Below are 19,347 nucleotides of genomic sequence, written 5' to 3' on the forward strand. Positions count from 1 at the left end.
GGCTAATCCGATTTTGAACCACCGGAAGGTCACAGCCGTATCACAGGAGGAGAGGGGCCGGTTTCCCCTGACTACGGAGGTATCGATGCGACGGCGACTGCCGATGGCACTGTTCGGGCTGGTCGTGTGGGTGCTCGCGGGCTGCTCGACGGCCACGGGCGCGGCACCGGCGACACCGGGCGCCAACCAGGCCGACATCACCTTCTCGCAGCAGATGGTGCCGCATCACCAGCAGTCGATCCAGGTCGGGAACCTGGCCGCGGAACGGTCCGCTTCCGAGTACGTGAAGGCGACCGCGGCCAAGATCGTCAAGGCCGAGTCGGCCGAGGTCCAGACGATGACCGGCTGGCTGCAGTCGTGGAACGCGGCCGTGCTGCCCGCGGCGGGTCACGCCGGGCACACGATGCCGGGGATGATCACCGCCGGGCAGGTCGCCTCGCTGCAGAACCTGACGGGCGCCGAGTTCGACAGGACTTGGCTCCCGCTGATGGCCGAGCACCTGCGCAACGGCGTCGAGATGGCCAAAACCGTGCTGTCGTCGGGACAGCACGCCGAGACCAAGGCGCTCGCGCAGGAGATCGTCGAGAACCAGACTGCGGCGATCAACGAGATCACCGCGCAGCTTTCTTGACCCCCTGAAGGCCCCGGAAGGCCCTCCGGTATTGTTCTCGGCGGTGGCGTGTCCGAGCGGCCGAAGGAGCACGACTCGAAATCGTGTGACGGTTAATACCCGTCCGTGGGTTCAAATCCCACCGCCACCGCAGCGAAGAGCCGGTCTCCACGGAGACCGGCTCTTCTGCGTCCGGACTACTTGTTGAACTTGTCCTTGAGGTCCTGCACGCCACCCTCGGCGCGGTCGCGCAGGTCGTGCCCGGTCTCCTTGACCTGGCCTTCGGTCTGGTCGGCCCGGCCCGAGTTCGCGAGGTCCTGGTTGTCGGTCTTCTCGCCGAGCTTCTCCTTGGCGGCGCCGATGGCCTGCTCGGCCTTGTCCTTCGCCTTGTCGAAAACGCTCATGGCGGGTGTTCCTCCTTCGACTGCGGCCGCCGTTTGCGGCCGCCTGCCTCAGGGTTACCCGGGCCGGCGGATCCGACACATCTGTCACCCGGTGCGGTTACCCCGTTGCCCGTGGAAGAAGTCTTCGAGCAGGGCCGCGCATTCGGCCTCCAGGACGCCGCCGACGACTTCCGCGCGGTGGCTGAGCCGCCGATCGCGGACGACGTCCCACAGCGACCCCACGGCCCCCGTCTTGGGCTCCCAGGCGCCGAAGACGACCTTCGCGACCCGGGCCATCACGAGGGCGCCGGCGCACATCGTGCACGGCTCCAGTGTCACGGCGAGCGTGCAGCCTTCGAGCCGCCAGCCGTCGCCGTAGAGCTTGGACGCGGCCCGCAGCGCGAGGATCTCCGCGTGCGCCGTCGGGTCGCCCAGTTCTTCGCGGGCGTTGCGCGCCGAGGCGAGCGGTGTCCCGTCCGGGGAGAGGACGACGGCGCCGATCGGCACGTCGTCGCCCGCACCTCGCGCCGCGCCGATCGCCGCCCGGACGGCGGCGATGTCGGCGGCGGAGGCGGCGGGGCTCAGATCTCGTCCAGGATCTTGGTGAACTCGGGGGCGAATCCGCACCGCTGCGCGACCATCTGGAGTTGTTCGTCCGGATAGAGGTCGACCTCGCCGACGATCACCTGGAGTTCGGCCCCCGGCAGTCCGAGATCGGACAGGATCTCCAGATCGCCTTCCGGCCAGACCGCGTCGTCGTCCTCGTCCGGCGGGTCGACTCTCAGCACGTCGAGGACGTCGGCGGCGATGTCGTAGTCGAGCGCCGCGGCGGCGTCGGACAGCAGCAGCGACGGCCCTCTCGGACTCGGCCGGACGATCACGAAGAACTCGTCGTCGACCGCGAGCAGCCCGAAGGCGGCCCCGGTCGAACGAAGTTTTCCGAGCTCAGTGATCGCAGCGTCGAGTTCGGCCAGGGCCCCGGGATCAAGGGAGCTGCACCGCCATCGACCGTCCTCCCGCACCACGGCCACCGCGAACCCCGTGATCGGCTCTTGCACCGCCATGCGCACACCGTATTCCGCCCGCTTTCGGAACGCACGCACGGTGCGCCCGAAGCGCCGCATGCGCCACTATCGAGACATGACCGGACCGACCGACCTGCCCACCCTCCCCGATGCGCGCTTCGCCGGATTGCTGGAGGAAGCCCGCGCGCTCCAGACGAAAACCGTAGAGCTCCGCCGGGAGATCCACCGGAATCCGGAGATCGGCCTCCACCTGCCGAAAACCCAGGCCTCGATCAAGGCCGCCCTCGAAGGCCTCCCGCTGGAGATCACCGAGGGCAAGTCCACCACCTCGCTGACCGCCGTCCTCCGCGGCGGGAAGCCGGGTCCGGCGATCCTGCTCCGCGGCGACATGGACGCGTTGCCGCTGCAGGAGGACACCGGCGTCGACTTCACCTCCGAGGAAGACGGCGCGATGCACGCCTGCGGGCACGACACCCACGTCGCGATGCTGGCGTCGGCCGCGCGGCTGCTCAGTGAGCACGCCGACGAGCTGGCCGGGTCGGTGGTGTTCATGTTCCAGCCCGGCGAGGAAGGCGAGCACGGCGCGCGCCACATGATCCACGAAGGCGTGCTCGAAGCCGCGGGCGAGCGCGTCGAGAAGGCCTTCGGCCTGCACATCTTCACCTCGGCCGCGTCCGGGGTCGTGCAGACGCGGCCCGGCCCGATCATGGCGTCGGCGAACAGCTTCCACGTGAAGGTCACCGGCAGGGGCGGGCACGGCTCGGCGCCGCATCAGGCGATCGACCCGGTGCCCGCCGCGGCCGCGATGGTGAGCGCGCTGCAGACGATGGTGACCCGCAAGGTGAGCGTGTTCGAGCCCGCGGTGGTCTCGGTCACCCGGATCGAGGCCGGGACGACGACGAACATCATCCCGGAGACGGCGTTCCTGGAGGGCACGATCCGCACGCTGTCCGACCGAACGCAGGCATACGTGCGCGAGGAACTGCCGAAGGTCTGTGAAGCGGTCGGCGCCGCGCACGGTGTCCGTGTGAGCGCCGAAGTCGTCGCCGGTTACCCGGTCACGGTGAACGATCCGCTGGTCGCGGAGCGCGTGCTGGAGTTGGCGGCCGAAGTGCTCGGGGCGGCCAACACCGAGGTCATGGAGAACCCGGTGATGGGCGCGGAAGACTTCTCCTACGTCCTGCAGCGGGTTCCGGGCGCGTTCGCGTTCCTCGGCGCCCGCCCGGCGGGCGTCGACCCGGACGAGGCGGAGGCGAACCACTCGAACCGCGTGGTCTTCGACGAGGACGCGATGGCCAACGGCGTCGCGATGTACGCCGCCTTCGCGCTGGACGCGCTTCGGTAGCCTTTACACAACAGTGTTGATTTAATAGGCGTCATGAGCGATGACATCTTGGCCGTCCTTGCCGCACAGGAGGAGCGCCTGGTCTTCCGCCGGTTCGACAACGAGACCGCGCTGAAGCTGGGCGCCCACCTCCTCGCGGCGGCACGGGACCGCGCCCTCCCCGTGACGGTCTCCGTGCGCCGCGGCGGCCAGCGGCTGTTCCACGCGGCCCTGCCGGGGACCTCGGCCGACAACGACGCGTGGATCGACCGCAAGAGCCGTGTCGTCGACCGGTACGGGCACAGCTCGTTCCTCGTCGGCGAACGGTTCCGCGCGAAGGGCACGACGTTCGAAGCCGATTCCCGCCTCGACCCGGACCTGTACGCGGCGCACGGCGGCGTGTTCCCGGTGCTCGTCGAGGGCGTGGGACCGGTCGGCACCGTCGGCGTCTCGGGACTGCACCAGGCCGACGATCACGCGTTCGTCGTCGAGCAGCTGGAAACCTTCCTCGCCACACTGTCCTAAGCAGACTTTCCACGGAGTTGTCCACAGGTTGTCCACCTGTGGACGGCTTCGAGCCTGTTAGACTGAGGCGTCACATCATATATCAGATAGGGCATGCCAGTGACCTCCTCCCGTCTCGACGAGCTGAAGCGACGGCTGTCCGGGGTCGTGGCCATCCCGGTGACCCCGTTCGACGCCGGCGGCGCCGTGGCTCCGGAGTCCTACGTGAACCTGGTGGACCGGCTGATCACCGGCGGTGTCGACATCGTGACGCCGAACGGGAACACCGGTGAGTTCTACGCGCTGGACGAGGCCGAGACGCGGCTCTGCCTCGAACTGGCGGTCCGGGCCGCGGCGGGGCGGGCGAGTGTGGTCGTCGGTGTCGGGCACGACGTCCGGACGGCGATCGGGGCGGCACGGCACGCGCGCGAGGCGGGCGCGGAGCTGATCATGATCCATCAGCCGGTGCATCCGTACGTCTCGGCGGAAGGCTGGGTCGAGTACCACCGCGCCATCGCGACCGCGGTCCCGGAACTGGGCGTCGTGCCGTACGTGCGTGATCCGAAGATCGAAGGCCGGCAGCTCGCCGGGCTCGCCGACGCGGCGGAGAACGTCATCGGGGTGAAGTACGCCGTGCCGGATCCGGTTCGGTTCGCTTCGGTGGCACGGGACGCGGGGATCGATCGCTTCGGGTGGATCGCCGGACTGGCGGAGCTCTCGGCGCCGGGCTACTTCGCCGTCGGCGCGACCGGGTTCACGTCGGGGCTGGTGAACGTCGCGCCGTCGATCTCGCTGGAGATGTTCCGCGCACTCCGGGACGGTGACTTCCGCGGCGCGATGGCCTGCTGGGAACGCGTCCGGCCGTTCGAGGAACTGCGCGCCGCGGACGGCAACGCCAACAACGTGAGCGTGGTGAAGGAAGCGTTGGCACAGCTCGGTTTGTGCCGCCCCGATGTCCGGCCGCCGAGCCGTGCGCTGACCGACGGCGAACGCGGCGAAGTCGCCGGGCTGCTTGAGAAGTGGGGCCTTCGCTAGCGGTTTTCCGGACCGTGCCCGCACCTGCCAAGGGCGGGTGCGGGCACGGCGACAGGTCAGAGGTCGTGGCCATCGACGATCGCGGCGTGGCCCTGATGGGCGCCTCGGGGCGCGCTGTAGCGCGGCGGGCGGCTGCTCACCGGACAAAGCCGGCGGGACCATGAGCGCGAAGAACGATGTGTCTGGCCGGTGCTCCTGTCTCGGGGGAAATTTCCCTCGATGTCTTCGACTGTACGCCGGATCGTGCTGTTCTGGTGAATTGCTTCCGCTCCGCCGTCGTGGGACGCTGGGGGAAGACCGCGGAGCGACCGTGGCGTGTTGTGGTACCAGTGCCTTTTCTCGGCCGAACCAGACCCTTTCGGTGTTCTGAAACCCGTTGCTGGATTGTCCACTTTCACGAACCAGAACGGTGTGACTCTTCCATGACCTCCACACAGACGAGGCAGGGCAGCGACTTCGCTGAACTGTCCAAATTGGTCAAAGACGCCGGGCTCCTCGATCGGCGGCGCAAGTACTACGCGGTGAAGATCGCCTTGAACCTGCTCGCTTTCGCGGGCGGCTGGGTCGCGTTCGCGCATCTCGGGGACTCCTGGTGGCAACTGTTCCTCGCCGCGTTCTTCGCGATGATGTTCACGCAACTGTCCTTCATCGGCCACGACGCGGGGCACAAGCAGATCTTCCGCGGCCGCAAGGCGAACGACGTCACCGGTTTCGTCCACGGCGGACTGACCGGGCTCAGCTACGGCTGGTGGATCGGCACGCACACCCGCCACCACGCCAATCCCAACCACGAGGACGAGGACCCGGACGTCAACCTCGCCGCGCTCGTCTTCACCAAGGGCCAGGGCGCCGGACGACGTGGTTTCCTGCGCTGGATGGCGAAATACCAGGCGTTCCTGTTCTTCCCGCTGCTGCTGCTGGAAGGCCTGAACCTGCACGTCTCGAGCATCACGGCGATCTTCCAGCGCGGCTTCAAACGGCGGAAGCTCGAATCGGCGCTGATGCTCGCCCACATCGCCGCGTACCTGACAGCGGTGTTCGTGGTCCTCTCGCCCGGTGTCGGCTTCGCCTTCATCGCCGTGCACCAGTGCCTTTGGGGGGTGTACATGGGCTGCTCGTTCGCCCCGAACCACAAGGGCATGCCGACGCTGTCGGCCGGGCACACGCTCGACTTCCTGCGCAAGCAGGTGCTCACCTCACGCAACGTGCGCGGCGGACCGGTCGTCGACTTCGCGCTCGGCGGGCTCAACTACCAGATCGAGCACCACCTCTTCCCGAGTATGGCGCGGCCGAACCTCAAGCACGCGCAGGTGATCGTGCGGGAGTTCTGCGCGAAGCACGGCATCGACTACGCCCAGTGCGGCTGGGCGGCCTCGTACGGCTACGTGCTCCGGCATCTGCACGAAGTGGGGGCGCCGTTGCGTGCTCAACCGGTGGCCGCGCGATGACCTCCTCCATCCGCTCCCTCGGCGAGGTGGCCGAACCCGCCGCCGACGACCGCTGCCCGAGCTGCCCGCATCCCCTGACCGCGCACGACGCGATCGCCCGGCGCTTCTGCACCGCGACCGCGGCCGGCGGGTTCAGCCGCGGCTGCACCTGTGCCACGAAACCCGAAACAACCGAATAGAGGATCACCATGAACGCCGATACCGTCCCCGTCTCCCGCTACGAGATGCGGGTCGACACCGTGAAGAAGATCGTCGCCGAACACACCGACCTCGGCAACGAGGCCGCGTTCGCCTTGGCCGTGCACATGGTGCGGGCGCTGGACACCGTTCCGGAGCCCGTCCGCTGATCGCTGTGGCCCGGGTTACTCGCGCGTAAACATCGCGTCAGCGAGCCCCCGGAACGCGTCAGGGAGACGTTGCCGGAGCGGCCGGGCCGGGTCGATCGGAGTTGTGCTGATGAGGCACTGACCGATCGACGCGGAGGTAACCGTGACGCTCAGCGAGCTCCTGCCCAGCCTCGGCTGCGAGGCCGCCGACCACCTCGAACCCGGGGTCTGGCCACGGAGCACCCGGCTCGGGGACGGCGGGGAACTGCTGTTCGCCGGCGCGCCGGTGTCCCACCTCGCCGCGAGGTTCGGGACACCGGCGTACCTGCTCGATGAGGACGAGGTCCGCCAGAACGCCCGCGCGTACCGCCGGGCGCTGCCGGACGCCGAGGTGGCGTACGCGAGCAAGGCGCTGTGCATTCGCGCCGTCCTGCGCTGGGTCGCCGAAGAAGGACTTTCCCTGGACACCTGCTCGGCGGGCGAGATCGCGGTGGCACGGTCGGCGGGCTTCCCCGCCGAGCGGATCCTGCTGCACGGCAACGCGAAAACCCCCGAAGACCTCAAGGCGGCGCTGTCCTACGGCGTCCGCCGGATCGTGGTGGACTCGCTCGACGAGATCGAGCAGCTCGGCGCGCTGGCCACCGGCGCGCAGCAGGTGCTGATCCGCGTGACACCCGACGTCGCGGCGGGCACGCACGCGGCGATCACCACCGGCACCGAAGGCCAGAAGTTCGGCTTCTCGCTGCGCGAGGAGGTCCGCGACAACCTCGGCCGCGCCGTCTCCGCGGTGCTCGCACAACCCGGGCTCCGCCTGGCCGGTCTGCACTGCCACATCGGTTCGCAGGTGTCCCGGGTCGATTTCTACGAACTGGCCGCCCGCAAGATGATCGGGGTGCTGGTCGCGCTCCGCGAAACCCACGGCGTCACCCTGCGCGAGCTGGATCTCGGCGGCGGGCACGCCGTGCGTTATCTGCCCGGCGACACGGGTTTCGACATCGACGGCTATGTGCGCCGCCTGCGTGTCGCGCTCGCTTACGAATGCGCTTCGCACGGTTTCCCGCAGCCGAAACTGACGATCGAACCGGGCCGCGCGATCGTCGGCCCGGCGGGGATCACCGTGTACCGGGTCTGCGCGGTGAAACGCGGTTCGCGCACCTTCGTCGCCGTCGACGGCGGGATGAGCGACAACGCGCGGCCCGCGCTCTACGGGGCGGCGTACACCGCGCGCCTGATCGGCAGGCGCAGCCGGGCCGCGCGGCGGCCGATGACGGTGGTCGGACGGCACTGCGAATCGGGTGACGTCCTCGCCGACGGGCTCTCGCTCCCCGACGACGTCCACCCCGGCGATCTGCTCGCCGTTCCGTGCACCGGCGCCTATCACCACTCGCTCGCGTCGAATTACAACCTCGTCGGCAGGCCCCCGGTGGTCGGTGTCTCCCGCGGTACCGCGACCCTGCTCGTACGCCGGGAAACCGAGGAAGACCTGCTGAAACGCGACCTGGGCTGACTCGCCGTCCGAAAACCTCGACACCCCGCCTGTCGCGCGACAGAATCCTCGGCACGAAGGCGCGGGGAAAGAGAATCGCGACAAACAACTTAACGGCGGTAGCATTCTGGACATTGATCGATACGCTGCGCGACAAGAATCGCATGCCGAAACAAAGGGAGGGACGGCATGGGTGACGAACCACGCGCGCAGATGGAGCAGCGCACACCTAGAGGTTTGGACAATACCGATCGCACTCTGATCGCTCTACTGCAAGTCGACGGGCGGGCCTCGTTCACGGCCTTGGCCAAGGCCGTCGGACTGTCGGAGGGTGCCGTGCGGCAGCGCGTCCAGCGGCTGCTGCGGGACGAGACGATGCAGATCGTCGCGGTCACGGATCCAGCGAACGTCGGGCTCGGCCGTCAGGCGATGGTCGGGATCAAGGTCCAAGGCGATCCGCGGGCGGTCTCCGACCAGCTCTCCGGATTGCCGGACGTCCATTACGTCGTGCTGACCGCGGGAGGCTACGACCTGCTCGCCGAGGTCGCCTGCCGGGACGACGAACACCTCTTGAGTGTGCTGAACGACGACATCCGGCCCATCCCGGGTGTCGTCAGCACCGAAACACTGGTCTACCTGAAACTGGCAAAACAGACATACGCCTGGGGAAACCTGACCAAGTAGGCCAGGGCCGCCGCGCATCCGACCGGCGGGCCGGTCGCTTGACCTGTGCTCCCAATGTGGCATTGGGGACGCTGAGCGTCTCCAATGCCACATTGGGGGCACCTGGCCCGCCCCGACCACGGGCTCGCGGGCACCCGAATCGAGGCCCGAAGCCGCAATGAAAGGCCCCTTCCTTGCGAATTTCGCAAGGAAGGGGCCTTTCATCGCACTCGCGCAGGGGCTAGACACAGCGCAGGTACGCGTCCGGCGTCCGCCGCCGCGTGTCGAGCCCGCGCAGTACGGCGGGCAGCGCCCCGCTGTACAAGACCCCGAGCCGCTGCGTCGCCCGCGTCAGCGCGACGTACAGTTCCGCCTCGCCGCTTGGGCCGTCCGCGAGGATCCGCTCCGGCTCCACCACCAGGACCGCGTCGTACTCCAGCCCCTTGGTGGCGGACGGCGGGATCGCGCCCGGCACGTCCGGCGGCCCGATCACGACCGAAGTCCCCTCACGCGCCGATTCCTCGCGGGTGAACCCGGCGACCGCCTCCTCGATGTCCATTTCGGACAGTCGGCGCGCCCACGGCCACACGCCGCACGAACGCACCGAGTCCGGCGGCACGGCGTCCGGCGCGAAACTCGCCAGCAGTGAGGCCGCCACCGCCATGATCTCCGACGGCGTCCGGTAGTTGACGGTCAGTTTCCGGTACACCCATCGGTCGGCGACGTACCGGGACAGCATCGCGTCCCACGATCGCGCGCCGGACGGCGACCGCCGCTGCGCGAGATCCCCGACGACGGTGAACGACCGGCTGGGGCAGCGCCGCATCAGCACGCGCCAGTCCATTTCGGACAGTTCCTGCGCCTCGTCGACCACGACGTGGCCATAGGTCCATTCCCGGTCCGCGGCGGCGCGTTCGGCCAGATCCCGTTCGTCGCGTTCGGCGAACCGGTCCGCCAGCTCCTCCGCCATCAGCACGTCCGTCGGCCGGAGCGCGAATTCGTAGTCGTCGTGATCGTCCTCGACCTCGACGATCTCCAGCACCCGCTCGGCGTATTCCTTCCGGGCCAGCCGCTCCCGTTCCGCCGCCCGGCGTTCGGCGGCGCGGTCCGTGCCGAGCAGTTCGACGGCTTCGTCCAGCAGCGGCACGTCGGACACCGTCCACGCGCCGGCGTCCTCGCGGAACAGCGCCGGATCGGCCCCTGCCGCCCGCAACCGCTCCGGCGAGGCGTAGAGGTCGGCGAGCAGCCGCTGCGGCGTCAGCACCGGCCAGAGGCGGTCGAGCACCGCGCGGAGCTCCTCGCTGGCTTCCAGGTCGCGCCGGGCGTTCTTCAGCAGCTCCGGGCGCGTGTGCTCGTCGTCCCGCGGTAGCCAGCCCGCGCCGAGCCGGTCGACCGCGCGGGTGGCGAGCGCGGCGATCACCTCCCGATCGAAGACCGGCCGAGCCTCGTTGTGCAACAGGCCGCTTTCCCTGGCCACCGCACGCGCGGCGGCCGCGACCTCGGCGTCCACCGGCACGGTGACGTCGTCGAGTGCGATCGGCTCGGCCTCGGCCGGGAGTTCCTGCCGGTCCGCCACCGCCGCCGAAAGCACGTCCAGGATCGCCAGCGAGCCCTTCAGCCGCTGCACCGGCGGCGGATCCTCGCGTTCGGTGCGCAGACCGGCGACGAGGTCACCAGGCGTCGCGAAGACGACGCTGGTCTCGCCGAGCGACGGCAGGACCCGGCCGATGTGGTCGAGGAAGCCACTGCTGGGCCCGACCACGAGCACGCCGCGGCGTTCCATGCGCTCCCGTTTCGTGTACAGCAGGTACGCCACCCGGTGCAGCGCCACCGCCGTCTTCCCGGTGCCGGGGCCGCCCTCCACGACGACGACGCCGGCGTGGTCCAGCCGGATGATCTCGTCCTGCTCGGCCTGGATCGTCGCGACGATGTCCCGCATCCCCTCGCCGCGCGGCGCGTTGACCGCGGCCAGCAGCGCGACGTCACCCCGTTCGCCCGCCGATTCCGGACGGCCGAAGACCTCGTCGGTGAAGTCGAGGACGTCACGCCCGAGGGTGCGGAATTGACGGCGCCGTGACATTCCTTCCGGCGACGCGCCCGTCGCGCAGTAAAACGCGCGCGACGCCGGCGCCCGCCAGTCCAGCACCAACGGTTCGTAGTCGTTCTCCTCGTCGAAAAGGCCGATCCGGCCGACATACCGCCGTTCTCCCGAAAGGGCGTCCAAACGGCCGAAACAAAGGCCCTCGTCGGCGATCTTCAGCCTGGCCATCTCGCTCGCCTTGGCGCCGACGGACACCTCGCGGTCGGAAAGCGCGAAGCCTTCTCCCCGCAGCGCACCGGCATACGCCTCCTTCACCCGTGCGCGTTCGGTGTCCAGCCGTCCGTAGAGCGACGCGACATACTTCCGTTCGGACCGCAATTCCTCGTCGTACCCCTGATTTGACAAGTTCCCCTCACAGCGGTTAGACTGACAACACATTCGGCGTATCGATCAGCATTCTTGATCGGGCGCCGATTTTCTATTGTCCACCGCTTGTCAAGAGGGACCCGGTATTCCACCGGAAACGAGAGTGCGCGATAATGGGGACGAAGATCCGCCATTACCGCGCACCATCCGGAGCACTCAGCCGAGCATGAACTCGCGCGGGTCCAGCGCCCTTCCCACCACACGGACGTCGCCGAGCCAGCCGTGGAACGCCTGCTCGACGATCGAGTCGTAGGCGTAGGCGCCGATCAGCCACGAGCCGCCGGGGTTCGCGATCCCCGCGGCAGGCGTCTTCGGATTCCGCAGCACCGGGCAGCCGTCGACGTAGAGCGTCGTCCGCCTTCCGTCGTTGACGGCCGCGACGTGAATCCACTCCCGCAACGCCAGTTCGTGGCTCCAGCAGGTCGAAATCCCGTTCTGGTTCACCGGGAACACCGCCCACTGGAACGCCGCACCGTCCGAAAGGGACAGTGTGGCCGACGGCTCGCCGGGGTCGTCACCGGTTTTGCCCGCCTTGCCGCCGGAACCCTGTCTGCCGAAGATCGCCGCCCAGGAATGCTTGCCGTCCTTGAAATCCGCGGGCAGTTTCACGAATGCTTCGACGGTGTAGCCGCGGGCGAACGTCTCCGCGTTCATCGGCGCGGAGTCCGCCGTGCGCAGATACCCGCCGCGAGCCGGCTTCTTACCGCCGTCGAAGCGAAGGCTGGACCTCGATGGCTGCCGCCCGGAGAATTCACCGGAGAACCGCAGCGCCTCGGGGGCGCTGCCGGGCAGAGTCACCCGGACCAGGTCGTTGCCCCGGCCGGAAAGGTCACGGACACCGTCTACGGGCGCGCCGTCACGGCCTTCGAACCGCCAATATGCCACGGTCCCGCGGATCAGCTGGCGATCGGCGGGCCGCGCGGGCGGGACCGGGACCGGCGCGAAATCGGCGAACCTCGACTCGAAGTCGACCTCCAGGCTGAAGTAGTCCGCCGGGCCGGTGCGGTCGATCTCCCGCCGTTGCAGTTCGTTCAGCCGCGGCGCCTGATCCGCCAGCCACGGCGAGAAGGTGCGGACGTCGATCACGTTCCGCGGCAGGTCGAACCGGTAGAGCCGGATCATCGCGCTGCCGCCGTAGTAGCGGTCCTGGTAGTTGGTGATGTGCAGATGGACGTCGTTGCCCGCGTTGTTGCGCTTCACCGCGCGCCCCGGCGGCCAGAAGTGCCCGTTGAGGGTCAGGAAGATCTGGTCGTTGCCGGCGATCAGCTCGTCCCAGACCTTCTGCCCGAACTCCGAGAACTGAGCCTGTCCGGCCTCGTCGGCCCATACCAATTCATGGATGGTCAGAATGGCCGGAAGCCGCGGGTTCCGCGCGAGCACCGACCGCGCCCACTCCAGCCCGCCGGCCGACGGCCGCCAGTCGAGCGCGAGCAGCAGCCACTCACGTCCACCCGCACGGAAGACGTGGTGGCTGTTGTAGCCGTCCGGGCTCGCGCCGCGGAAGGTCCGCGAACCCCGTTGCCGCCGCGGGCCGAACGCGTCCAGATACGGCGTGCGGCCACGCTGGTCGTCGGTCGAGGACTTGATGTCGTGGTTGCCCGCCAGCGTGCTGTACGGGAACCGGCGCCGGTCCAGGTGCTGGAACGACCGGCTGATCTGGTCGAACTCGCCCGGCTGCCCGTTCTCGGTGAGGTCGCCGAGATGCGCCAGGAAGACGATGTTCTCGTCGCCGCCGGTGACGTACCGCAGCGTGGCGTCCAACGGCGCGGGATCGCCGCGGTCGGCGTCGAAGAGGTACTGGGTGTCGGGCAGGACCGCGAGGGTGAAGCGGCCGTCTTCGGCGTCCGGGCCGTGGTGGCCGAAGGTCGCCGAAGCCGCGGGGGCGCCGAGTGCCGGCAACGCGGACACCGCCGCACCGGCGCCGAGCAGGCCCGCGCCGCGCAGGAAGGTCCGTCTGGAGGAGTCGTTCACGGCCGCAACCTACGGTCGCGGAGGCAACGCGTCCCGAACCGCGGGTGAACACTTGCCCCGCTCGGTAGCTTCGTCACATGGGGAACGTCAAACGCTGGCCCGTGCTCGCCGGGGTCGGTGTGGTGGTGACCGCGGCGGCCTGGTGGATCGTGGACGAGATGCCGGCGGTGGACGACGCCGTCGCGCGGGAGGCGCTGCCCGGAATCGACGAGCATCTGCGCGCGTTCGCCGGTTCCCGGGACGCGGGAATCCGCTGGGTGTGCACGCAGAAGGTGATCGAGACCCGGCCGGACGGCGAGCGGGTCAAGATCGGCCTGGTCGCGAGCTGCGACGAGGTCGTGAAGGAGGGCGACGGGCTCGTCACGCGCAGCGGATTCCGGCGGCAGCCCATGGTTTACCGCGTGGAACGCACTCCCGGCGGATACCGCGTGCTCGACCGGCGGGTCGCCGAGGACGGCGCCGGCTACTCGCCTTCGGTCAAGGAGATGTTCTCGTGGGTCGGCGCCCGCCGGGTGCTCGGCGGCGCGAGCCCGGACGACCCGAAGTCCGTGTCCGCCGCCGCGTTCGGCCTGCCCGAAAGCACCCCGGTGCGCACCGGCCGGTGATCAGTCGCCGTTGCGGTCGATCTTCTTCGGCACCACGAACCACATGACGACGAACAGCACCGCCGACACCACGCCGAAGATCGTCATCGAGATCGGGCCGTAGACGACCTTGGCGATGAGCGCGACGGTGGTGGTGATGGCGGCGGCGAGACAGCCGAGCCCGACGAGGACGGAACGGTTGCCGACGGTGAGGATCCGCTCACGGTTGCCGGTGCGGAACAACAGCCGATGCCAGGCGGCGGGCGCCGTCAGCAGCACCGTCGAAGAGACCGTGAGCAGGACCGCCGTCAGGTGGACGGCTTTCTCGAACCCGCTCGCCGCGTGGAACTCGTCGGTGAACACCACCGTGAGCAGGAAACCGAAGAGGATCTGAACGCCCGCCTGCGCGACCCGCAGCTCCTGCAGGAGCTCACTGACGTTGCGGGTCAGGCGTTCGTTCTTCGTCTCGCCGGTGTGCTCGACCATTCAGCGGCTCCAGGACCATCGGTTGACGCCTGACCTTTTCGTGCCAGCCGAGCGACGTCACTGACACGACCACCACGGCGAGGCCCAGCCACTGAGTACCCGACAAATCGGCGTTCAAGCACAATACGCCGATCACGGCGGCCGTGACCGGGAACGCCAGCTCGGCCAACGTCGCCCTGGCCGCGGGCGTCGACCGCAGGCCGACGTAGTACAGGCTCAGCGCCAGCAGACCGGGGACCAGCGCGAGCAGTGCGAGCCCGAGCGCGTTGTCCCAGCCGACCGCGAACTCGCCGCCCTGATAGGCCACGATGCCCGCCGCGACCGGGAGCCCGACGGTGAACCGCAGGGTGGTGACCTCCTTCGGCGCCAGTTCGGTGGAGAGCAGCCGTCCGAGCACCGTGCCCGCCGCCCACAACGCGGCCGCGCCGATCGCCAGCAGCGCCGCCTTCGCCGCGGCGAGCTGGATGTTCAGCGGATCCTTGAACGCCAGCAGCCAAGCGCCCAGCAGCGCCGGGATCGCGAAGAAGGCGTATCCCGGGCGGACCCGTTCACGGAGTACGAAGTATGCCGCCAGAACGGCGAACACCGGCTGGAGCTTCTGCAGCACCAACGGCGTCACCGGATCGCCCAGTTTGAAGGCCGCGGTGAACATCGCCGTCGCCAGCGCGGAAGAGCCGCCGCCGATCGCGAGCACGGCCAGCCATTCCCGCGGACCGCACCGGCGCAACGCCCGGAAAGCGCCGGGGATCAACGGGCTCAGCACGAGCACCACGAGCAGGTGCTCCCAGAAGACGACCGTTGCCGCCGGGAGCGCCTCGGCGAGCGGAAGCCTCAGAAGCCCGTCGGTGCCCCAAAGAGCGGCGGCGACCGCGACCAGCCAAGTGCGGTCCGGAGGGTTACTGCTCACGTGTCCTGCCCATAGTTTGAGAATGATCGCCCGACCGAGTGACCACCCTGGCGTGTCCGATTCGTGCGGACTAGGCAAGGGGCATGCGCCCCGTCCCCGCACTCTCGCTTGTCCTGTCCGCGGCCGCACTGGCCCTGACCGCCGGCGCCGGACCGGCCACCGCCGTCCCCGGCTCCCGCGTCCACGTGATCACCGCCAAGAGCGGCCTCACGATCTACAAACCCGAACTGGTACCGCCCGGCGCCCGCGCGCACGTCTTCGGGTTGACGTCCAAGGCCCACGGCACCTCGACCGCGGTCCTCGTCACCGGTCTGCTGCCCAACCGCGAATACGGCGCCCACGCGCACACGAAGCCGTGCGGTGCCACCGGCGACCTCGCCGGCCCGCACTACCAGAACGTCGAAGACCCGGTGAAGCCGTCGGTGGACCCGGCCTACGCCAACCCCCGCAACGAGATCTGGCTCGACCTCACCACCGACGCCACCGGCCGCGGCGCCGCCGTGTCCAAAGTGGACTGGACGTTCACCGATCGGCGCGCGAACTCCATCGTGATCCACGAAACGCATACGCACACCGACCCGGGGCACGCCGGGACCGCGGGCGCCAGGCTGGCCTGTGTGACCGTCGGCTTCTAGCGGCGTTTCCTAGAACCCCCAGGTGCGTTCGGGCCGGATCCTGATCCGGACGCGGTACTCCCGATCGAATTTCGGGACGTCGTAGTCGATCGCGGGGTAGTGCTTCTCGTACTTTTCGAGGAAGCCCGGCTGCTCCGACGCGACACCGTCCGGCAGGATCTCGGCCCTGCCTCCGACCACCAGGATCGAGCCGCCGTGCTCGTCGCTGTTGAAGTGGAGGCTGACCTCGGGGTTGGCCTCGATGTGCCGGGTCTTCGCCGTGTCCGGCTGACTGAAGACGATGAAGTCGTCACCGTCGAGTACGAACCACACCGGGCGGGGCGAAGGGCGTCCCTTCGGGCTGATCGTGGTCAGCCAGGCGACGTTCTCCTTCGCCCGCTCGGCGAGCCGCGGGTCGGGTCGATAGCTCATGCCCGACCCAACCACGGCCCACCGGCATTTCTTCCTCGTCCGCTCAGCGGGACGCGACGAGTTTCGCGTAGCGCGTCCCGGCGCCGAGCAACACCAGCCCGGCGAGGAGGAACGCGGCGACCCTGGCGAGACCGTCGAGCGCGGAGAGGTCGAACAGCACCAGCTTCAGCACCGCCGCCCCGACCAGCACAAAACCGATCACCCGCAGGCTGACCGCGGAGATGCCGCGGATGAGCAGCACCAGCGCGGCGACCGTCCAGGACACCGTGATCACCACGTGGCCGACCAGGAAACCCGACCGGCCGGGGACGGCCAGCAGCGCGCCGCACAGCACCATCGCGCCCGCGCCGTAGAGCCCGCAGACCCCGGCGAAGAGCCAAGGCACCACGTTCTCCGACGCGGCCTTGAACAGCCCGAGCCGGTGCGCGACCCACGGAAGCGTGATCGAGACCGCCAGGATCGCGACGGCCACCAGCAACGAGGCGGCGAGGTCGGCGTCCGGCCGGTTCCGGATCAGGAAGAACAGCGTCGGCGGGACGTCGAAGGCCAGCGCGATCAGGCCGCCGATGACGGCGAAGCCCAGCCCGCCGAAGAGCGCCACGTGCTTCTTCGTCCACAGCGCGACCAGCGCCAGTAGAACACCTTCGCCGATGAGGATCGCCGAACGGGCACTGCCGTCGAACAGCGTCATCGTCGTCTGCAGGGCCGCGAGCAACCCGGCGGCGCCCGCGAGGTCACCCGTCCAGCCGTCGAGCCACTGCCCGGCCGCCCACACCCCGAGCAGCACCAGCGCCACCGACGCGGTGACCAGCACGGCCGGGGTCTTCGGCAGGAACAACGCGGCGAGCAACGACGGCGCCGGCGCGACGGCCAGCAGGGCGAGCGCGGCGGCGTCCCCCGGCCGCTTGGCCGTGACGATCAGGGCCAGCGCGAGTGCGACGCCACCCGCGGCCAGCGCGGCGGCGGTGTTGGCCGTGCTGCCACCGAAACCGGTGAACGCCGTGCTGAAGACCGACGCGACCAGCGGCGGGATCCCGGCCGCGACCGCCACCGACGGCCACGACTGGCGCAACTGCACCGGCGTCGACGCGACCTGGACCACCAGCAGGAACGCGACCAGCTGCGGGGTGAAACCCTGCGTGATGATCGGCGCGCAGACCACACAGCCGAGTACGACGGCCGTCGCGAGCAGCGAAGACTTCCACCGCACGGCCAGCAGCAACCCGCCGACCGCGATCAGGAGCCCGATCGCGAGACCGGCGTAGGCCGGGAGGTACTCGTACATCGTCGTCGCGGCGATGGCGTCGAGGTACAACGCCCCGATCCCGGTCGCGGCGAGCGCGAACGCGCCCGTACGGCCCGCCGGCGTGCGGTGCAGGCGAAGCCCGATCCCGACCAGCGCCGCGCCGAGCACCGCGCCCCCGAGCACCCGCGGCAACGGGCCGAACCAGCCACGCTGGATCGCGAGCACGAGGAACAGCACGACACCCAGCAGCGTGACCGCGCCACCGATCCAGGCCAGCAGCCTGCTGCCGGCGCCTTCCTTGCTCAGCTTCTCGCCGAGCGTGACCTTCGGGACCGGCTGATACGGGCGGTAGGGCTGCTGCGGCGCGTGCTGCTGCCGGTACTGCTGTTGCTGCCACTGCGCGTACTGGGCCTGCTGGTACTGGGCCTGCTGGTATTGCTGCTGGTAGTGGGCGTACTGCGGGTGCTGGTACTGGGGGTGGGGGTACGGCTGCTGCGGCACCTGGGGCTGCGGCGGCTGCTGGGGCTGGGGCTGGGGCTGGGGCTGCTCGGCCGGCGGCTGCTGGGCCTGCTCGGCCGGGGGCGCCTGCTGCTCCGCTTGCGGTGCCTGCTGCGCGGCCTGCTCTTGAGAAGCCTGCTCAGGCGCCTCTTCGGGCGTCGGCTCCGCTCCTGATCGGACGGTCCGCAGCTCCGTACCGACCCGCGCGAGGCGGGCCCCAAGGTCGTCGATCTCCCCGGCGAGCCTGAGGAGCACATCCCCATCGGTGGTCATGGCGATCAGCATGCGGCCTGAGACCCGCCGATGGATCCGTAGCACTACTCAATCGTGATGACGATGTGGTCGCGACCTGCAAGATCATCGCGGTCGAGCCCACACCCGGAGCGCTCGGAAGCCCGGCCAGTTGGCGTCGCAGAAGTACAGCTGGGAATCCTTCGCCTGCCAAAGCAGGAATCCGGACAGCCGGACCTCGCCGCTCGTCCGGATGATCAGGTCCTCATGGAGGCGAAGTTACCGAAATCGGGTCTTCAGCACTCTGAAAGCACATGAGTTACGCTTGACACGGAGTGTGGCGCCGTGGGCATCACACGAGTCGCAGGGCCAGGTGCACCCGGGGAATACCGGGACCCTGGCCTTACGCATGTGCCGGATCAGGCGAGTGTGTCGACCTCCAGTTCGATCGCGCACGTGGCCAGTTGATCGGCATAGTCGGGGGTTCCTTGTCTTCGAGCGCGAACAGCCCCGGCGACGATGTCCGGAATCCGCAACAGCGGCTCGTCGGCGCCACGAACGTGCCGGATGCGAAACGCGGCGCCTCGAGGCAGCGAAAAGCGGCATTGCTGGACAGTGCGCACGTCGCGGGCGTCGAGCTGAACTGTGCGGCCTTCAGCGACCAAGAGACTGACATCGAGTAGATGCAACTCCATCACGAGTCGCTGCATACAAAGAGAACGGCCACGTTCCTGACGTCGCACCGGCACCGGAGTACCCACTGCCACCAAATGGAGTTCCTCGAAGTCGGCGACCTGCTTGACGACCGCCCGCTTCTGGACATCGGCCAATACGTTCCAGTGCAGCTTCCCCGTGCGTTCGGCCCTCATGCCTACCATGACCTTGCGCAGCTCGGCATGCCGGTCGACGGGCAGGACCGCGGCCGCGAGTACGTAGAAGCCACCGTCGTCGTCCTCTTTGAACGATTCGTCGGCGAATGCCTGCAACACGGACATCCGCCGAGCCTAGGGATTCGTTCCCGGCTCAATCGGTACGGTCCGGCGCCCGGATTCGCGTAGCCGCAACACCTCGCGGATCGAGTGAAGACGCCGGACCAGCCGTCGGAAG

Annotated in this window: 21 protein-coding genes, 1 tRNA gene and 1 pseudogene; 12 read left to right on the top strand and 11 right to left on the bottom strand. The window is 69.1% G+C overall.

What is annotated here, in order from left to right; all coding sequences use genetic code 11:
• The first annotated feature begins 85 nt into the window (after positions 1-85).
• Positions 86-631 (top strand): DUF305 domain-containing protein, encoded by a 546-nt coding sequence (locus ACIHAO_RS00325; RefSeq protein ID WP_396554050.1) that lies wholly within the window; start codon positions 86-88, stop codon positions 629-631.
• A 42-nt stretch (positions 632-673) separates the two neighbouring features.
• A tRNA-Ser gene (locus ACIHAO_RS00330) sits at positions 674-761 on the top strand.
• Between the two features lie 46 nt (positions 762-807).
• On the opposite strand, the gene ACIHAO_RS00335 is transcribed toward ACIHAO_RS00330, so the two are convergent.
• The 3 genes from ACIHAO_RS00335 to ACIHAO_RS00345 all read right to left on the bottom strand — a co-directional run bounded on the left by ACIHAO_RS00335 (position 808) and on the right by ACIHAO_RS00345 (position 2,057).
• Entirely contained in the window at positions 808-1,014 is a 207-nt protein-coding gene (locus tag ACIHAO_RS00335) for a CsbD family protein (protein WP_034314526.1), read from the bottom strand.
• An 84-nt stretch (positions 1,015-1,098) separates the two neighbouring features.
• On the bottom strand, positions 1,099-1,551 hold the full coding sequence (locus tag ACIHAO_RS00340; protein ID WP_396554762.1) for a nucleoside deaminase: 453 nt from the start codon (positions 1,549-1,551) through the stop codon (positions 1,099-1,101).
• A gap of 23 nt (positions 1,552-1,574) precedes the next feature.
• Positions 1,575-2,057 carry a tRNA adenosine deaminase-associated protein gene (locus ACIHAO_RS00345; RefSeq protein ID WP_199746177.1) on the bottom strand — a complete coding sequence of 161 codons (483 nt, stop codon included), beginning with the start codon at positions 2,055-2,057 and terminating at the stop codon, positions 1,575-1,577.
• A 76-nt stretch (positions 2,058-2,133) separates the two neighbouring features.
• On the opposite strand from ACIHAO_RS00345, the gene ACIHAO_RS00350 reads away from it, so the two are divergent.
• The 8 genes from ACIHAO_RS00350 to ACIHAO_RS00385 all read left to right on the top strand — a co-directional run bounded on the left by ACIHAO_RS00350 (position 2,134) and on the right by ACIHAO_RS00385 (position 8,825).
• On the top strand, positions 2,134-3,363 hold the full coding sequence (locus tag ACIHAO_RS00350) for a M20 family metallopeptidase (RefSeq protein WP_396554051.1): 1,230 nt from the start codon (positions 2,134-2,136) through the stop codon (positions 3,361-3,363).
• Between the two features lie 33 nt (positions 3,364-3,396).
• A complete protein-coding gene (locus ACIHAO_RS00355; protein WP_396554052.1) occupies positions 3,397-3,867 on the top strand; it encodes a heme-degrading domain-containing protein in 471 nt (156 codons plus the stop codon).
• Between the two features lie 93 nt (positions 3,868-3,960).
• Positions 3,961-4,881, top strand: a complete 921-nt coding sequence (locus ACIHAO_RS00360) for a dihydrodipicolinate synthase family protein (RefSeq protein ID WP_396554053.1) — start codon at positions 3,961-3,963, stop codon at positions 4,879-4,881.
• Between the two features lie 422 nt (positions 4,882-5,303).
• The gene (locus tag ACIHAO_RS00365) at positions 5,304-6,329 is read left to right on the top strand and encodes a fatty acid desaturase family protein (protein ID WP_396554054.1); all 1,026 of its coding nucleotides are present in this window, start codon (positions 5,304-5,306) and stop codon (positions 6,327-6,329) included.
• The gene (locus tag ACIHAO_RS00370; RefSeq protein ID WP_396554055.1) at positions 6,326-6,508 is read left to right on the top strand and encodes an RGCVC family protein; all 183 of its coding nucleotides are present in this window, start codon (positions 6,326-6,328) and stop codon (positions 6,506-6,508) included. The genes ACIHAO_RS00365 and ACIHAO_RS00370 overlap by 4 nt, the downstream gene beginning before the upstream one ends.
• Before the next feature lie 9 nt (positions 6,509-6,517).
• A complete protein-coding gene (locus tag ACIHAO_RS00375) occupies positions 6,518-6,676 on the top strand; it encodes a DUF6307 family protein (RefSeq protein ID WP_396554056.1) in 159 nt (52 codons plus the stop codon).
• A gap of 142 nt (positions 6,677-6,818) precedes the next feature.
• On the top strand, positions 6,819-8,162 hold the full coding sequence (lysA, locus tag ACIHAO_RS00380) for a diaminopimelate decarboxylase (protein WP_396554057.1): 1,344 nt from the start codon (positions 6,819-6,821) through the stop codon (positions 8,160-8,162).
• Between the two features lie 168 nt (positions 8,163-8,330).
• Positions 8,331-8,825: an Lrp/AsnC family transcriptional regulator gene (locus tag ACIHAO_RS00385; protein ID WP_396554058.1), complete on the top strand. Its 495-nt coding sequence runs from the start codon at positions 8,331-8,333 to the stop codon at positions 8,823-8,825.
• A gap of 220 nt (positions 8,826-9,045) precedes the next feature.
• On the opposite strand, the gene helR is transcribed toward ACIHAO_RS00385, so the two are convergent.
• Together helR and ACIHAO_RS00395 are read right to left on the bottom strand one after the other, a co-directional pair.
• Positions 9,046-11,250, bottom strand: a complete 2,205-nt coding sequence (helR, locus tag ACIHAO_RS00390) for an RNA polymerase recycling motor ATPase HelR (RefSeq protein ID WP_396554059.1) — start codon at positions 11,248-11,250, stop codon at positions 9,046-9,048.
• 177 nt (positions 11,251-11,427) lie between these two features.
• Positions 11,428-13,242 carry a LamG-like jellyroll fold domain-containing protein gene (locus ACIHAO_RS00395; protein ID WP_396554060.1) on the bottom strand — a complete coding sequence of 605 codons (1,815 nt, stop codon included), beginning with the start codon at positions 13,240-13,242 and terminating at the stop codon, positions 11,428-11,430.
• Positions 13,243-13,319: 77 nt separating this feature from the next.
• Here ACIHAO_RS00395 and ACIHAO_RS00400 point away from each other — a divergent pair, with 77 nt between their 5' ends.
• Entirely contained in the window at positions 13,320-13,847 is a 528-nt protein-coding gene (locus tag ACIHAO_RS00400; protein WP_396554061.1) for a hypothetical protein, read from the top strand.
• Here ACIHAO_RS00400 and ACIHAO_RS00405 read toward each other — a convergent pair whose 3' ends face one another.
• Both ACIHAO_RS00405 and ACIHAO_RS00410 read right to left on the bottom strand, forming a co-directional pair.
• Entirely contained in the window at positions 13,848-14,312 is a 465-nt protein-coding gene (locus ACIHAO_RS00405; RefSeq protein WP_396554062.1) for a DUF6328 family protein, read from the bottom strand.
• The gene (locus ACIHAO_RS00410) at positions 14,257-15,219 is read right to left on the bottom strand and encodes a DMT family transporter (RefSeq protein WP_396554063.1); all 963 of its coding nucleotides are present in this window, start codon (positions 15,217-15,219) and stop codon (positions 14,257-14,259) included. Before ACIHAO_RS00410 ends, ACIHAO_RS00405 begins: the two co-directional genes overlap by 56 nt.
• An 83-nt stretch (positions 15,220-15,302) precedes the next feature.
• On the opposite strand from ACIHAO_RS00410, the gene ACIHAO_RS00415 reads away from it, so the two are divergent.
• Positions 15,303-15,854, top strand: a complete 552-nt coding sequence (locus ACIHAO_RS00415) for a superoxide dismutase (protein ID WP_396554064.1) — start codon at positions 15,303-15,305, stop codon at positions 15,852-15,854.
• A gap of 9 nt (positions 15,855-15,863) precedes the next feature.
• Here the strand turns inward: ACIHAO_RS00415 and ACIHAO_RS00420 are convergent, their stop codons facing one another.
• The 4 genes and pseudogenes from ACIHAO_RS00420 to ACIHAO_RS00435 form a co-directional block, all read right to left on the bottom strand.
• Positions 15,864-16,265, bottom strand: coding sequence for a TIGR03667 family PPOX class F420-dependent oxidoreductase (locus ACIHAO_RS00420; protein WP_396554065.1), 402 nt, complete (start codon positions 16,263-16,265; stop codon positions 15,864-15,866).
• A 43-nt stretch (positions 16,266-16,308) separates the two neighbouring features.
• Positions 16,309-18,294 carry a DUF2339 domain-containing protein gene (locus ACIHAO_RS00425; protein ID WP_396554763.1) on the bottom strand — a complete coding sequence of 662 codons (1,986 nt, stop codon included), beginning with the start codon at positions 18,292-18,294 and terminating at the stop codon, positions 16,309-16,311.
• A 72-nt stretch (positions 18,295-18,366) separates the two neighbouring features.
• Positions 18,367-18,504: pseudogene (locus tag ACIHAO_RS00430) on the bottom strand (undecaprenyl diphosphate synthase family protein); the annotation flags it as partial.
• A gap of 155 nt (positions 18,505-18,659) precedes the next feature.
• Complete coding sequence (locus ACIHAO_RS00435; protein ID WP_396554066.1) at positions 18,660-19,235, bottom strand: DUF3800 domain-containing protein; 576 nt, start codon at positions 19,233-19,235, stop codon at positions 18,660-18,662.
• Positions 19,236-19,347: the final 112 nt, after the last annotated feature.

This window comes from Amycolatopsis sp. NPDC052450 (assembly GCF_044547565.1).
Taxonomy (GTDB): domain Bacteria; phylum Actinomycetota; class Actinomycetes; order Mycobacteriales; family Pseudonocardiaceae; genus Amycolatopsis.